Source organism: Mannheimia varigena (genome assembly GCF_013377235.1).
GTDB lineage: Bacteria > Pseudomonadota > Gammaproteobacteria > Enterobacterales > Pasteurellaceae > Mannheimia > Mannheimia varigena.
This window is the reverse complement of sequence record NZ_CP016226.1, coordinates 945,691-961,273: the sequence shown is the minus strand read 5'-3', so window position 1 is coordinate 961,273 and position 15,583 is coordinate 945,691. Positions and strand designations below refer to the sequence as shown.

14 protein-coding genes are annotated in these 15,583 nt (G+C 41.1%); 13 read left to right on the top strand and 1 reads right to left on the bottom strand.

What is annotated here, in order from left to right:
* The first annotated feature begins 182 nt into the window (after positions 1–182).
* Positions 183–1,820, top strand: a complete 1,638-nt coding sequence (pyrG, locus tag A6B40_RS04330) for a glutamine hydrolyzing CTP synthase (RefSeq protein WP_176671675.1) — start codon at positions 183–185, stop codon at positions 1,818–1,820.
* 98 nt (positions 1,821–1,918) lie between these two features.
* Positions 1,919–3,136, top strand: a complete 1,218-nt coding sequence (locus A6B40_RS04325; RefSeq protein ID WP_176671674.1) for a uracil-xanthine permease family protein — start codon at positions 1,919–1,921, stop codon at positions 3,134–3,136.
* 51 nt (positions 3,137–3,187) lie between these two features.
* Here A6B40_RS04325 and nfuA read toward each other — a convergent pair whose 3' ends face one another.
* Positions 3,188–3,784 (bottom strand): Fe-S biogenesis protein NfuA, encoded by a 597-nt coding sequence (gene nfuA / locus A6B40_RS04320; protein ID WP_025217903.1) that lies wholly within the window; start codon positions 3,782–3,784, stop codon positions 3,188–3,190.
* 498 nt (positions 3,785–4,282) lie between these two features.
* Between nfuA and A6B40_RS04315 the strand changes: the two genes are divergently transcribed.
* The 11 genes from A6B40_RS04315 (at position 4,283) to A6B40_RS04265 (ending at position 15,520) form a co-directional block, all read left to right on the top strand.
* Entirely contained in the window at positions 4,283–5,641 is a 1,359-nt protein-coding gene (locus A6B40_RS04315; RefSeq protein ID WP_176671673.1) for a Na(+)-translocating NADH-quinone reductase subunit A, read from the top strand.
* Positions 5,642–5,643: 2 nt separating this feature from the next.
* A complete protein-coding gene (locus A6B40_RS04310; protein ID WP_176671672.1) occupies positions 5,644–6,879 on the top strand; it encodes an NADH:ubiquinone reductase (Na(+)-transporting) subunit B in 1,236 nt (411 codons plus the stop codon).
* On the top strand, positions 6,872–7,645 hold the full coding sequence (locus tag A6B40_RS04305) for a Na(+)-translocating NADH-quinone reductase subunit C (protein ID WP_025217900.1): 774 nt from the start codon (positions 6,872–6,874) through the stop codon (positions 7,643–7,645). The genes A6B40_RS04310 and A6B40_RS04305 overlap by 8 nt, the downstream gene beginning before the upstream one ends.
* Positions 7,645–8,268, top strand: a complete 624-nt coding sequence (locus A6B40_RS04300) for an NADH:ubiquinone reductase (Na(+)-transporting) subunit D (protein WP_025217899.1) — start codon at positions 7,645–7,647, stop codon at positions 8,266–8,268. The genes A6B40_RS04305 and A6B40_RS04300 overlap by 1 nt, the downstream gene beginning before the upstream one ends.
* Positions 8,269–8,270: 2 nt before the next feature.
* Entirely contained in the window at positions 8,271–8,867 is a 597-nt protein-coding gene (gene nqrE, locus A6B40_RS04295; protein ID WP_025248146.1) for an NADH:ubiquinone reductase (Na(+)-transporting) subunit E, read from the top strand.
* Between the two features lie 10 nt (positions 8,868–8,877).
* Entirely contained in the window at positions 8,878–10,107 is a 1,230-nt protein-coding gene (gene nqrF / locus A6B40_RS04290; protein WP_025217897.1) for an NADH:ubiquinone reductase (Na(+)-transporting) subunit F, read from the top strand.
* A gap of 187 nt (positions 10,108–10,294) precedes the next feature.
* On the top strand, positions 10,295–11,332 hold the full coding sequence (locus A6B40_RS04285; RefSeq protein ID WP_025342238.1) for an FAD:protein FMN transferase: 1,038 nt from the start codon (positions 10,295–10,297) through the stop codon (positions 11,330–11,332).
* A 12-nt stretch (positions 11,333–11,344) separates the two neighbouring features.
* The gene (gene nqrM / locus A6B40_RS04280) at positions 11,345–11,590 is read left to right on the top strand and encodes a (Na+)-NQR maturation NqrM (RefSeq protein ID WP_006250397.1); all 246 of its coding nucleotides are present in this window, start codon (positions 11,345–11,347) and stop codon (positions 11,588–11,590) included.
* Between the two features lie 130 nt (positions 11,591–11,720).
* Positions 11,721–12,884, top strand: a complete 1,164-nt coding sequence (mnmA, locus tag A6B40_RS04275; RefSeq protein WP_176671671.1) for a tRNA 2-thiouridine(34) synthase MnmA — start codon at positions 11,721–11,723, stop codon at positions 12,882–12,884.
* Positions 12,885–12,988: 104 nt separating this feature from the next.
* Complete coding sequence (gene argH, locus A6B40_RS04270; protein WP_176671670.1) at positions 12,989–14,365, top strand: argininosuccinate lyase; 1,377 nt, start codon at positions 12,989–12,991, stop codon at positions 14,363–14,365.
* A 186-nt stretch (positions 14,366–14,551) separates the two neighbouring features.
* Positions 14,552–15,520 (top strand): RodZ domain-containing protein, encoded by a 969-nt coding sequence (locus A6B40_RS04265; RefSeq protein WP_176671669.1) that lies wholly within the window; start codon positions 14,552–14,554, stop codon positions 15,518–15,520.
* Positions 15,521–15,583 lie beyond the last annotated feature (63 nt).

The following is a 15,583-nucleotide window of genomic DNA, read 5'->3' as shown; positions in this document are numbered from 1 at the left end:
TGTATATTGGAAGTTTTCAAAATATTCCTAAATCTATTAATTAGACCGCTTGCAGATTTTAGATTAGCAAAAAAATTTGATTTCATGTAAACTACTATCCCGTCCTAATAGTTTCTTTTTAGTAAAAGTAAACTTGTACTCTTAATTTCCAACCAAACTAATCAGCAAAAAAGGCAATAACAATGGCAACGAATTATATTTTCGTAACGGGCGGTGTTGTATCTTCTTTAGGGAAAGGTATTGCGGCTGCTTCTCTTGCATCTATTCTTGAAGCTCGCGGTTTAAATGTCACCATTATGAAGCTTGATCCTTATATCAACGTGGATCCGGGTACAATGAGCCCAACTCAGCACGGCGAAGTGTTTGTGACCCAAGACGGTGCGGAAACCGACTTAGACTTAGGTCACTATGAGCGTTTTATCCGCTCAAAAATGAGCAAAGCGAATAACTTTACCAGCGGTAAAATTTACTCTGAAGTGCTGCGTAAAGAACGCCGTGGCGACTATTTGGGTGCAACCATTCAGGTGATTCCACACATCACCAATGAAATTAAAGAGCGTGTGATTGAAGGCGGTAAAGGCCGTGATGTGGCGATTGTTGAAGTCGGCGGCACAGTAGGTGATATTGAATCGCTACCATTCTTAGAAGCACTTCGTCAATTAGCGGTAGATGTAGGTCGTGAAAAAACCTTATTTATGCACTTAACCTTAGTGCCTTATATTCCGACTGCCGGTGAAGTAAAAACTAAGCCAACCCAACACTCAGTAAAAGAGTTACTGTCTATCGGTATTCAGCCGGATGTGTTGATCTGCCGTTCAGATCGTGCCATTCCGGAAAATGAGAAGAAAAAAATCGCATTATTCTGTAACGTGCCGGAACGTGCAGTTATCTCATTAAAAGATGTGGATTCGATTTACCGTATTCCTGAATTATTGAAATCACAAGGTTTAGATACCTTTGTGTGTGACCGTTTCCGTTTAGATTGCAAAGAAGCCGATTTATCCGAGTGGGAGCAAGTGTTATACCGCCAAGCAAACCCAACCGGTGAAGTGACTATTGGTATGGTAGGGAAATATGTGGAATTACCTGATGCGTATAAATCAGTGAATGAAGCATTAAAACACGCAGGCTTAACTAACCGCTTAACAGTCAATATTAAATACATCGACTCGCAAGATATTGAAACCAAAGGCACCGAGCTTTTAGCTGGTTTAGACGGCATCTTAGTGCCGGGTGGCTTTGGCTATCGTGGTGTTGAAGGTAAAATCCGCACTGCACAATATGCTCGTGAGAACAATATTCCATACTTAGGCATCTGTTTAGGGATGCAAATTGCTTTAATTGAATACGCTCGTAACGTGGCAGGCTTAACGCAAGCGAACTCATCTGAGTTTGACAAAGATTGTCCGCAGCCGGTGATCGGTTTAATTACCGAATGGCAAGATGCGGACGGCAATGTGGAAACTCGTAGTGATGAGTCCGATTTAGGCGGCACAATGCGTTTAGGGGCTCAACAATGTCACTTAATCGAAGGCTCAAAAGCGCGTGAATTATACGGAGCGGAAACCATTGAAGAGCGTCATCGCCACCGTTATGAAGTCAACAACAAATTGCTTCCACAAATTGAAGCGGCAGGCTTGAAAGTCACTGGCTTATCGGCAGACCGCAAATTAGTGGAAATCATTGAAGTTCCAAATCATCCTTGGTTCGTAGCAGCTCAATTCCACCCGGAATTTACCTCTACACCAAGAGATGGTCACCCACTCTTTGCTGGTTTCGTTAAAGCAGCAAAAGAACACCAAGATAGCCGCAAGGCTTAATTGGTGTAACAAGCGGTTAAATTTGCCAATTTTTTTGCAAATTTGACCGCTTGCTACAATCTATCATTCGTTAATTCAAACAGAGAGTTGAAACAAAAATGACAAATCAAACGATCAGCACGCCGAAACAGGCGTTCGTTGGCTTGCAAATGCTATTCGTGGCGTTTGGAGCTTTGGTGTTAATGCCGCTTATTACCGGCTTAGATCCTAACACTGCACTTCTTACCGCCGGCATTGGCACCCTTCTTTTCCAAATCTGCACCAAAGGGCAAGTCCCGATTTTCCTTGCTTCCTCTTTTGCATTTATCGCCCCCATTCAATATGGCGTGCAGCAATGGGGCGTAGCGGTCACCATGGGCGGCTTGGTATTTACCGGCTTTGTCTATTTCTTCTTGAGTGCCTTGGTGAAATTCAAAGGGGCAGCGATTTTGGAGAAATTATTTCCGCCTGTTGTTGTGGGGCCTGTGATTATCATAATCGGTTTGGGATTGGCTCCCACCGCTGTAGATATGGCGTTAGCAAAAGGCACAGAAATTCCACAAAACACGGCGTTGTTAATCTCAATGGCGACCTTAGTCACCACCTTGGTTGTGGCAGTATTTGCGAAAGGCTTGATGAAATTAGTACCGATTATGTTCGGAATTGTGGTCGGCTACCTCCTTTCACTGTTCTATGGCATTGTGGATTTCAGCAAAGTGAGCGAAGCAGCGTGGTTTAGTTTGCCGAAATTGACTACACCTGAATTTAAACTTGAGGCGATTCTTTATTTGTTACCAATCGCTCTTGCTCCTGCAGTGGAGCACGTCGGTGGTATTATGGCGATTAGTTCAGTGACTGGCAAAGATTTTATGGCCAAACCGGGCTTACACCGTACCTTGTTGGGTGATGGTGTCGCCACTTCAGCTGCATCACTGTTAGGTGGTCCACCAAATACCACTTATGCGGAAGTAACAGGGGCAGTAATGCTCACCAAAAACTTCAACCCGAGAATAATGACGTGGGCAGCTGGTTGGGCGATTGCGATTTCGTTCTGCGGCAAAGTGGGAGCGTTCTTGCAAACCATTCCGGGCGTGGTGATGGGCGGCATTATGATGTTGGTGTTTGGTTCCATTGCCGCGGTGGGAATGAGTACACTTATTCGTGCCAAAGTGGATATGGGGCAGGCTCGCAACTTGTGTATCGTTTCTGTGGTAATGACTTTCGGTATCGGTGGAATGTTCATTAACGTGGGAGAATTCTCACTTAAAGGCATCAGTCTTTGTGCGATTGCGGCAATCATTATGAATTTGGTGTTGCCAAAAGAGAAACCAGAGTAAGAAAATTCATAAAAATAAGGGAGGGCTAATGCCCCCCAATTTTTTATCTGATTAATAGTAAGAATGCTCGCCGTGTTGATGCTCAGTGATGTCTTTCACACCTACTAATTCTTCAGGGAACTGAGCTAAAAGCTGTTTTTCAATCCCTTCTTTTAACGTCACATCAACCATTGAACAGCCGTTACAACCACCACCAAACTGCAGAATTGCATATTTATCTTCGGTGACTTCAATCAGCGTCACTTTGCCGCCGTGGCTGGCTAATTGAGGATTGATCTGTGTTTGAATGACGTAATCTAAACGCTCAATAAATGGTGCATCATCAGCCACTTTACGCATTTTGGCATTCGGAGCTTTGAGTGTTAGTTGTGAACCCATTGGATCGGTTACATAGTCAATTTCTGCTTCATCTAAAAACGGTAAACTTACATCATCAACAAAGGCAGAAAAGCGATTAAAAGTAAACTCGGTATCGGTTTCTTCTATTGCATTTGGCGGGCAGTAAGATACGCCACATTCTGCATTTGGTGTTCCAGGATTGACTACAAAAATACGAATATTTGTACCTTCTTCTTGTTGCTCTAAAAGTCTTACAAAATGGGCTTGTGCCACATCTGAAATTGAAATATGAATTGTTTGTTCTTCCATTTTCTCTTGTCCTGTAATCAAAAAATATTCTACAAAATTTATCAACTATTTTACGCTTGAATTTTAAAATTGCCTAGCTAAAAATAGCCACCTATTTTTAGCTAGGCAATTTTGTTGATAGCTTAAATGTTAACATTGCAAATTAAGAAGAAAATTTGATCGCTTGTATCAAAAGATGTACCTATTCATAGGTATTGTTTGATTTTGCTCACTAAAAATATTGATTTACTTCAAATTTTGGAAAAGGAAAAAGCAAAAATTCAGGGGTTTTTCTAGCCATAAGGGGGCGTTTTTAGGTAGAATAGACGATTATATTTTTAGTTAATCTTTTGTTAAAAGATAGCGAAAGATTATGAACCAAATTTGAGAACTTAATGTGGCTTTGAAAATAAGTGGGAGAATCATCATTTATTTTTAAATAAAGCTGCGGCTCAATAGAAGCGATTGCGTTATTTCGCAATCATATTTTTAACCCAAAAGAAAAGTAGTGCAAACAATATGATTACAATCAAACAAGGCTTAGATCTTCCGATTTCGGGAAAACCTGAGCAAGTAATCCATAACGGAAATACCGTTACTGAAGTTGCTGTGCTTGGTGAAGAATATGTGGGTATGCGTCCTTCAATGAAGGTACGTGAAGGTGATGTAGTGAAAAAAGGTCAAGTTCTTTTTGAAGATAAAAAGAATCCTGGCGTTATCTTTACTGCTCCTGCAAGCGGAACAGTTACGGCAATTAACCGTGGTGAGAAGCGTGTTCTTCAATCAGTAGTAATTAAAGTTGAGGGTGATGAGCAAATTACCTTTGCGCGTTATGATGCTAGTCAATTAGCGTCATTAACTTCAGAGCAAGTAAAACAAAATTTAGTTGAATCGGGATTATGGACTGCTTTCCGTACTCGTCCGTTCAGTAAAGTGCCCGCATTAGATGCAAATCCTTCGTCAATTTTTGTGAATGCAATGGATACTAATCCACTTGCTGCAAACCCTGAAGTGATTATTGCTGAACACCAACAAACCTTCTTTGATGGTTTAACGGTACTAAGCCGTCTATTTGAAGGCAAAAAAACCATACATCTTTGTGGTGGTGCTGATTCTAATATTTTAAATGCGGCACAAAGCCGTCAAATCCAAAATGTGGAGACCAACCGTTTCAAAGGTCCACATCCGGCTGGTCTTGTTGGTACGCATATTCATTTTATTGATTCAGTTGGTGCAACCAAACAAGTTTGGTATTTAAACTACCAAGATGTGATTGCTATCGGCAAATTATTCACCACTGGTGAATTGTTTACAGATCGTGTTGTTGCGTTAGCTGGTCCGCAGGTAAAAAGCCCTCGTTTAGTGCGTACTCGCTTAGGTGCAAATCTTTCACAATTAACAGCAAATGAGTTAAATTCAGGTGAAAACCGTGTGATTTCAGGATCTGTTTTAAGCGGGGCAACCGCAATTGGTCCTCATGATTATTTAGGTCGTTATGCATTACAAGTGTCAGTGTTATTAGAGGGGCGTGAAAAAGCATTCTTCGGTATGATTGCGCCTTATTCAGATAAATATTCTATTACGCGTACAACCTTAGGCCATTTTGCGAAGAAATTATTTAACTTTACAACAGCCGTTCATGGTAGTGAGCGTGCAATGGTACCAACGGGTGCTTATGAGCGTGTAATGCCATTGGATATTATTCCAACAATATTACTACGAGATTTAGCTGCTGGAGATACAGACTCCGCTCAGGCTCTAGGTTGCTTAGAGTTAGATGAAGAAGATTTAGCGTTATGTACTTTTGTGTGTTCTGGTAAAAATAACTGGGGGCCATTATTACGTCAGGCGTTAGATAAGATCGAGAAGGATGGTTAAAAATGGGTTTAAGAAATCTTTTTGAAAAAATGGAACCCGCTTTCCATAAAGGTGGAAAGTATGAAAAATGGTACACGCTATTTGAAGCGGCTTATACCATTTTCTATACGCCAGGCACGGTAACCCGTAAAGATGCTCACGTGCGTGATGCTATCGACTCTAAACGTATGATGTTAATTGTATGGTTAGCGTTATTCCCTGCGATGTTCTACGGTATGTACAATGTAGGGCACCAAGGTATTTTAGCTGCATTAAATTTAGGTACATTAAGTGATTTAATTGCGAATGACTGGCACTACAGTTTTGCTAACAACTTAGGTTCTGTAGCGGAGGCAGGCTGGGGAACTAAAATGTTACTAGGTGCAACGTACTTCCTTCCAATCTACTTAACGGTATTTGCTGTGGGTGGTTTCTGGGAAGTTGTATTTGCAATGGTACGTAAGCACGAAATTAATGAAGGTTTTTTCGTAACTTCTATCTTACTTGCGTTAATTGTTCCACCAACATTGCCACTTTGGCAAGCTGCTCTTGCAACTACCTTTGGTGTTGTAGTGGCAAAAGAAGTATTTGGTGGTGTAGGTAAAAACTTTATGAACCCAGCATTAGCGGGCCGTGCTTTCCTATTCTTTGCGTACCCAGCACAAATTTCGGGTGATGCAGTATGGATAGCAGCTGACGGCTTCTCTGGAGCAACAGCACTCTCACAGTGGGCTGTAGGTGGAGAAGGTGCATTAAAACACGTTGCAACAGGTGAAACGATCACCTGGATGGATGCATTCTTAGGTAATATCCCAGGTTCAATCGGTGAAACTTCAACTTTAATGTTAATTATTGGTGCGGCAATTATTGTATTTGCACGTATTGCATCTTGGAGAATCATTGCTGGTGTAATGATTGGTATGGCTGCAACCGCAACATTATTTAATGTAATCGGTTCGGAAACTAATACGATGTTCTCTATGCCTTGGCATTGGCATTTAGTATTGGGTGGTTTTGCTCTAGGTATGTTCTTTATGGCAACTGACCCAGTATCAGCAGCCTTCACAAACAAAGGTAAATGGGCATATGGTATCTTAATCGGCTTTATGTGTGTATTAATCCGTGTGGTAAACCCAGCATACCCAGAAGGTATGATGTTAGCTATCTTATTTGCTAACTTATTTGCCCCAATCTTTGACTACTTAGTAGTTCAAGGTAATATCAAACGCAGATTAGCGAGGGTATCAAACAATGGCTAAATTTAATAAAGATAGCGTTGGCGGTACACTAACCGTTGTAGTTTTATTAAGTTTAATTTGTTCTCTTATCGTAGCAGGTGCTGCGGTGTTGTTAAAACCAACACAAGATATGCAAAAACAACTTGATAAACAGAAAAATATTTTACAAGCGGCTGGTTTATTGGAGCCAAATACTAATGTACCTGTAACTTACGAAAAGTTTATCGAACCAAAAGTAGTTGATTTAGCTACAGGTGAGTATGTTGAAGGAATGAAAGATTTTGATGCTCGTGCAGCAGCAAAAGATCCTAAAGAAAACGTTACTATTGCTCCTGAAGATGACAAAGCCAATATTAAAGTGCGTGCTAAATATGCTGAAGTTTATTTAGTGAAAGATGAAACGGGTAAAGTTACTCAGGTAGTATTACCAATGCACGGTAATGGTTTATGGTCAATGATGTATGGCTTTGTAGCAGTTCAACCTGATGCAAATACTATTAATGGTATTACTTATTACGAGCAAGGTGAAACAGCGGGTCTTGGTGGTGAAATTGCTAACCCTAACTGGCAGAAAAACTTTGTAGGTAAGAAGTTATATAACGACAACAATGATGTTGCTTTAACTATTTCTAAAGGTGCATCTGCTAATAAAGAGCATGGCATTGATGGCTTATCTGGTGCAACATTAACTTCAAATGGTGTTGATGGTTCTTTCAAATACTGGTTCGGTAAGAGCGGGTTTGGCCCATATTTAGCGAAATTTAAAGCAGAAGTAGGAGCTAACTAATGGCAAGTAACAACCTTAAAAAGTTATTGTTATCTCCAATTGCAGATAACAACCCAATTGCATTACAGATCTTAGGTATCTGTTCTGCATTAGCGGTAACTACTCAGCTACAAACAGCAGTAGTAATGGCAATTGCAGTAAGTTTAGTTACTGCTTTTTCAAGTATGTTCATTTCAATGATTCGCAACTATATTCCAAATAGTATCCGTATTATTGTACAAATGGCAATCATTGCATCACTTGTAATCTTAGTTGACCAAGTATTACGTGCCTATGCATACGATCTTTCAAAACAATTGTCTGTATTCGTAGGTCTTATCATTACGAACTGTATCGTAATGGGACGAGCAGAAGCATTTGCAATGAAATCTGGCCCAGTTGAGAGTTTTGTAGATGGTATTGGTAACGGCTTAGGCTACGGTGCAATCTTAATTATCGTTGCATTTTTACGTGAGCTTATTGGTTCAGGTAAACTATTCGGTGTAACTATTATGCAAACTGTTCAAGATGGTGGTTGGTATCAAGCAAATGGTTTGTTCTTATTAGCACCAAGTGCGTTCTTTATTATCGGATTTGTAATCTGGGCGATTAGAACGTGGAAACCTGAGCAAGTGGAGAAATAAAGATGGAACATCTTATTAGTATCTTTGTTAAGTCTGTATTTATTGAAAATATGGCACTTTCTTTCTTCCTTGGTATGTGTACATTCCTTGCGGTGTCTAAGAAAGTTTCAACAGCATTTGGTTTAGGTATTGCAGTAATCGTGGTATTAGGTATTGCGGTACCAGCGAATCAATTAGTTTATACTCACATTTTAAAAGACGGTGCATTAGTTGAAGGTGTAGATTTAACATTCTTAAACTTCATTACCTTCATCGGTGTGATTGCGGCACTTGTTCAAATTCTTGAAATGATTTTAGACAAGTTCTTTCCAGCATTATATAGTGCATTAGGTATCTTCTTACCACTTATCACAGTAAACTGTGCAATCTTCGGTGGTGTATCATTTATGGTACAACGCGAATACAACTTTGTAGAATCTGTGGTTTATGGTGTAGGTGCAGGCACAGGCTGGATGCTAGCAATTGTTGCACTTGCCGGTTTAACAGAGAAAATGAAATATTCTGATGTTCCAGCGGGTCTTCGTGGTTTAGGTATCACCTTTATTACCGTTGGCTTAATGGCATTAGGCTTTATGTCATTCTCAGGCATTCAATTATAAGGAGCATATCGTGGATAGTAATTTTATTTTCGGTATTATCGCATTTACTGCTCTTGTTCTAGTGCTTGCGGTGATTATCCTATTCGCTAAATCTAAATTAGTGGATTCTGGCGACATTACCATTTCAATTAACAATGACCCGGAAAAAGGCATCACCTTACCGGCTGGCGGAAAATTACTTGGTGCTTTAGCGAGTAAAGGGATTTTCGTTTCCTCAGCTTGTGGTGGCGGTGGCTCTTGTGGTCAATGTAAAGTACAAGTGAAATCGGGCGGTGGCGAAATTCTACCAACTGAGTTATCTCACATCTCGAAGAAAGAAGCGAAAGAAGGCTGGCGTTTAGCGTGCCAAGTTAACGTGAAATCTTCAATGGATGTTGAATTACCTGAAGAAATCTTCGGCGTGAAAAAATGGCAGTGTACTGTTATTTCTAACGACAACAAAGCAACTTTCATCAAAGAACTTAAATTGGCGATTCCTGAAGGCGAAGAAGTGCCATTCCGTGCCGGTGGTTATATCCAAATTGAAGCGGAACCGCATACAGTGCATTACAAAGACTTCGATATTCCAAAAGAATACCACGAAGACTGGGATAAATTCGACTTATGGCGTTACACTTCAAAAGTGGATGAGCATATTATCCGTGCTTACTCAATGGCTTCATACCCGGAAGAGAAAGGCATTATTATGCTGAACGTACGTATTGCAACGCCTCCGCCACGCAACCCAGATGTACCGCCGGGTCAAATGTCATCTTACATTTGGTCATTAAAAGCGGGCGATAAAGTAACTATCTCTGGTCCATTCGGTGAATTCTTCGCGAAAGATACCGATGCGGAAATGGTGTTTATCGGTGGTGGTGCAGGTATGGCTCCAATGCGTTCGCACATCTTCGACCAATTAAAACGTTTAAAATCTAAACGTAAAATGTCATTCTGGTACGGTGCTCGTTCAGAACGTGAAATGTTCTATGTTGAAGATTTTGATATGCTTCAAGCAGAAAATGAAAACTTCAAATGGTATGTAGCACTTTCTGACCCATTACCGGGCGACCGTGAAGACTACTTCCGTGGTTTCATTCACAACGTACTTTATGAGAACTACCTGAAAAATCACGAAGCACCTGAAGACTGCGAATACTATATGTGTGGTCCACCGGTGATGAACGCAGCGGTAATCGGTATGCTGAAGAGCTTAGGTGTAGAAGATGAAAACATCTTATTAGATGACTTCGGTGGCTAATAACTTCTAGCTTTAACAAACAACAAGCGGTCGATTTTGCAAAATTTTTTGTAAAATTGACCGCTTGATTTAGTTTATATAATTAAGTATCTGCGTTAGGTATTTAATCACATGAATTATAGGGACGAATTGCATTCGTCCTAAATAGATAAATGAGCGAATGTAATTCGCACCTATAGGAGAAAAAATGAAAATCAAATTTTTCGCTTTTGCTATTTTCTCGCTGTTCTTAAACGCCTGTGAAAAAGCCCCAGAACAAATTACCTTGCAAGGTAAAACAATGGGAACGACTTATACTGTCAAATATATTGATAATGGCGAAGTGAAAAATTTAGCTAATCCCGAAAAAGTCAAAAGTGAGCTAGACAGATTATTAGTAGAAGTGAACAACCAAATGTCCACTTATCAGCAAGATTCTGAAATCAGCCGTTTCAACCAGCTAAAAGAAGCTAATCAAGCGGTCGAAATTTCGCAAGATTTTGCAAAAGTGGTTCAAGAAGCGATTCGCTTGAACAAAATTACAGAAGGTGCATTAGATGTTACTGTTGGACCTCTAGTGAATTTATGGGGATTTGGGCCTGATAAGCGCTTAAACAAAGTGCCTTCTGATGAACAGATTAAAGAACGTTCTAGCTATGTAGGAATTGATAAAATTAGTCTCAAAATGGAAGGTAAGCCAATACTTACTAAAACTATGCCTAATCTCTATTTAGATTTATCCTCTATTGCAAAAGGTTTTGGGGTTGATAAACTGGCAGAACATCTTGAAAAGATAGGTGTGAGCAACTACTTAGTGGAAATTGGCGGTGAATTACGTGGCAAAGGAAAAAATTTACAAGGTTTAGATTGGCGAATTGCGATTGAACAACCTATAATGGAACAAGCACAATCTGTACAAATTACTGTGCCTTTACATAATTTAGGGATGGCAACATCGGGCAATTATCGTAATTATTTTGAAGATGAAAACGGCAACCGCCTTTCACATATTATTGACCCACAAAAATTAAGCCCGGTGAGCCACAACTTAGCTTCAATTACCGTACTCGCCCCAACAACGATGACGGCAGACGGATTATCAACAGGCTTATTTGTATTGGGTGCAGAAAAAGCATTAGCCCTTGCAGAGCGTGAAAAATTAGCGATATTTTTAATTGTTAAAAGCGGCGACAAGTTTGAAACACAAATGTCGAGCGAATTTAAAAAATTAACTCAATCACAATAGTTGGAGTGGAAAATGGAAACTGTATTATTAACTTTTGGCTTTTTCGTGGCGGTGATTTTCGCCATGTCGATTGGCTTTATCGTCAAAGGCAAAACCATTAAAGGTAGCTGCGGCGGCATTACCGCATTAGGAATGAAAAAAATGTGCGACTGCGAAGAGCCTTGCGATAACCTTAAATCTAAAATCGCAGACGGCACAGCAGATCCTGAAGAAGTCGCTCGTTTTAACAAAGAACCGCAATTTTACGAAGTGAAGTAACTTTTAACTTCTTTATTACTATTATTCATCTATAAGCGGTATGATTTGCAAAGTTTTTTGCAAATTTCACCGCTTGTTGCTTTTCTAACCAACCAATGTGCTTCGCCTTAACCGAAGTTACGGGAGAATTATGACAACTCAATTAACCTCAAAAACCTACGACATCCACTTCCCCAAACTCAGCCCCGAACAGCTTGCCGAAAATGCGAAGAAAAAAGTGATTATCGGAATGTCGGGTGGGGTGGATTCCTCCGTTTCTGCTTTTATTCTTCAACAACAAGGCTATCAAGTGGAAGGCTTGTTTATGAAGAACTGGGAGGAAGATGACGACACCGATTACTGCACCGCTGCTGCTGATTTGGCAGACGCTCAAGCGGTTGCGGATAAGCTCGGAATGAAGCTGCACAAAATCAACTTTGCGGCGGAATATTGGGACAACGTGTTTGAATATTTCCTTGCGGAATATAAAGCAGGACGTACACCAAACCCTGATATTTTGTGCAACAAAGAGATTAAATTTAAAGCCTTTTTAGAATATGCGGCGGAAGATCTTGGGGCGAATTATATCGCCACAGGGCATTATGTTCGCCGTAGCGGTGATGATAATGACGCCAAATTACTGCGTGGTTTAGACGAAAACAAAGATCAAAGCTATTTCTTATATGCCATCACCAAAAAGCAAGTAGGGCAAAGCCTGTTCCCGGTTGGCGAAATTGAAAAACCGATCGTGCGTGCGATTGCCGAAGATTTAGGCTTAGCAACGGCGAAGAAAAAAGATTCGACAGGGATCTGTTTTATCGGCGAGCGTAAATTCAAAGATTTCTTGGCTCGCTTCCTGCCGACACAACCGGGTGAAATCCGCACGGTGGACGGCAAGTTGGTCGGTCGCCACGATGGGTTGATGTACCACACTCTCGGTCAGCGTAAAGGTTTAGGCATCGGCGGTGTGAAAGGCTTGAGCGAAGATCCGTTTTATGTGGTGGAAAAGGATTTGATCAACAACGTGCTGGTGGTCGCTCAAGGGCACGATAATTCCGCTTTACTTTCCAGTGGTTTAATTGCGAAGCAACTGGCTTGGGTCGATATGCAGCCGCTGCGTGAAAATCTCCGTTGCACGGTGAAAACTCGCTATCGCCAAGCGGATATTCCGTGTGAAATCCAAGTGATCGATGATGAAACCATTCGAGTCATCTTTGACGAACCGCAAATTGCGGTTACCCCGGGGCAATCAGCGGTGTTCTACTTAGGCGAAGTCTGCTTAGGTGGCGGTATTATCGAACAGCAATTAAAATAATTGTAAATAAATATTGAAATATTATGCATAATTATGCAGAATAAGCACAAATTTAAGGCGGTAAAACGCCTTTTTCATTTTCATCGCAGATAAAGGATACAACTATGGCTCTTTGGGGTGGACGTTTCACACAACAAGCAGACGCAAAATTCAAATATTTCAACGACTCGCTACGTTTTGACTATCGCCTTGCGATTCAAGATATTGAAGGCTCAATCGGCTGGGCAAAAGCGATTCAAAGTGTGGGCATTTTAACCGAATCGGAATTAGAACAGCTTATCGTCGCTCTTAAAGAAGTGCGTGCAGAAGTGGAGCCGAATCTCGCCATCATTTTAAAAGACGATGCAGAAGATATTCACAGCTGGGTGGAATCTAAACTAATCGAAAAAGTGGGCGATCTCGGTAAAAAATTGCACACCGGCCGTAGCCGTAACGACCAAGTGGCGGTGGATATTAAAATGTGGTGCAAAGTACAAGCGGTTGCATTACAAGAGCGTATCCGAGCGTTACAAGAGCGTTTAGTCTCTGTTGCTGAAGAAAATCAGAATTCAGTTATGCCGGGCTACACCCACTTGCAACGAGCTCAACCGGTCACATTCGCCCATTGGTGTATGGCGTATTACGAAATGCTCGAACGTGATTTCAGCCGTTTAAGCGATGCGAATAAACGTATGGGAACTTGCCCGCTCGGTTCAGGAGCGTTGGCTGGCACGGCGTATGGCATTGATCGTGATTTGTTGGCTCGCAATCTTGGTTTTGATGAAGCAACTCGCAACAGTTTAGACAGCGTGTCAGACCGTGATCATATTTTGGAATTGCTCTCAACCGCTTCTATCAGTATGGTGCATTTATCTCGCTTTGCCGAAGACTTGATTATTTTCAACAGCGGTGAATCGGGCTTTCTTGAAATGTCGGATCGTGTGACTTCAGGTTCTTCACTAATGCCACAGAAGAAAAACCCAGACGCTTGCGAGCTAATTCGTGGTAAATCAGGGCGTGTATTTGGTGCACTAACCGGGCTTTTAACCACGTTAAAAGGCTTGCCGCTGGCTTACAACAAAGATATGCAAGAAGACAAAGAGGGCATTTTCGATGCGTTAGAAACCTGGCAGGCGTGTTTAGAAATTGCAGAATTAGTGCTGGTAGATATTCAGGTAAATACGGAACGCACTCGTGAAGCGGCTCAACAAGGCTATGCGAATGCAACTGAATTAGCGGATTACTTAGTAGCAAAAGGTGTGCCATTCCGTGAAGCTCACCACATTGTGGGCGAAGCAGTAGTGTATGCGATCAGCAAAAAAGAGCCGCTTGAAGCCTTAAGTATTGCAGAATTCCAACAATTCCACCCAACCATTGGTGATGATGTTTACCCGATCCTTTCATTAGAATCTTGCTTAGATAAACGTTGTGCCAAAGGCGGGGTAAATCCACAACGTGTGGCTGAAGCGATTGCGGCAGCGAAAGCGAATTTAGCTTCTTAATTATTTCCCCGTAATACAAGCGGTCATATTTCTCCCAAACTTTGCAAAAAATTCGGGAAATATGACCGCTTGCTCATTAAATTTTCAAGATTTTTGCCTGTTCCGATTGCAAAATGGTCTTTACCTCTTTAAACTTCCGAGTAATTTTCTGTATTTTTATTTCTACCATTTTTGAAAGAGTTTTGTATGACCGAATCAGTTCATTCTACCCAAGAGCAGCCTCAAACCGGGCTGAGTTTAGGACAACAATTAAAAGCTGCACGTGAGGCACTAAACCTCTCTATTGCTGATGTAGTGGAAAAAACCAATTTAAAGAAATCCCACATTGAATCGATTGAAAATGATATTTTTATTTTAAAAAATGTCGCACCCACTTTCGTGCGTGGCTACGTACGTAATTATGTGAAGTTTTTACGCTTACCGGAATCGTTAGTTTCTTCTGTGAATTATGGCGAAGTAACTATTCCAAAAGAGATTACAAAAGTTTCGCCTGTAAAACCATCATCCAATTCACAGGGGAAAGCATTGAAATATTTAACCATATTTGTGCTTTTAGCAGCATTAGGTATGACGCTTTTATGGTGGTGGCAGGGTTATCAGAAAGATCAGGAAAACCGTGAACAGCTTGTTAATTCAGCTCCTGTAGCTGAAATAACAAATTCCGTACCTGTTGAGTCTAGTAATCAAGTTTCTGTGCCTGTTCAACAACCAATTCAAGTGCAAGAGCCTCAAGCTCAACCACAGCCTGAAACGGCTACAGTTGTAGAGCTAAGCCAACAGGAAAATACACCAACACAGACAGTTGAACCACCAAAACCTGAAGCAGAAGTAACAGCTGAGCCAGTTAATGTATTGCAACAAACTCAGACAGCAACAGAAGCTGAAGCCACAACCGAGCAACCGACAGCAGTAGGTAATGATGAATTACGCATTGAAATTACTGGTTCGCAAAGCTGGATCACTGTGCGTGGAGCGAAAAATAAGCGTTTGGCGGAAAAATTGTATAACAACGGTGAAACACTCACCTTTAATGACAATGAGCAATATCGCTTAACCATTGGGGCTCCGGCGAATGTGAAGCTCTATTACAAAGGTCAGGAAGTACCGCTGAAAATTGACGGTCGTGTTGCTCGCATCCGCCTGCCATTACAATAATCGCAATTGATAAAACGCCGTAGAGCTAATGGGAAACCTTATCTTTACGAGCGTTTTCTCCTT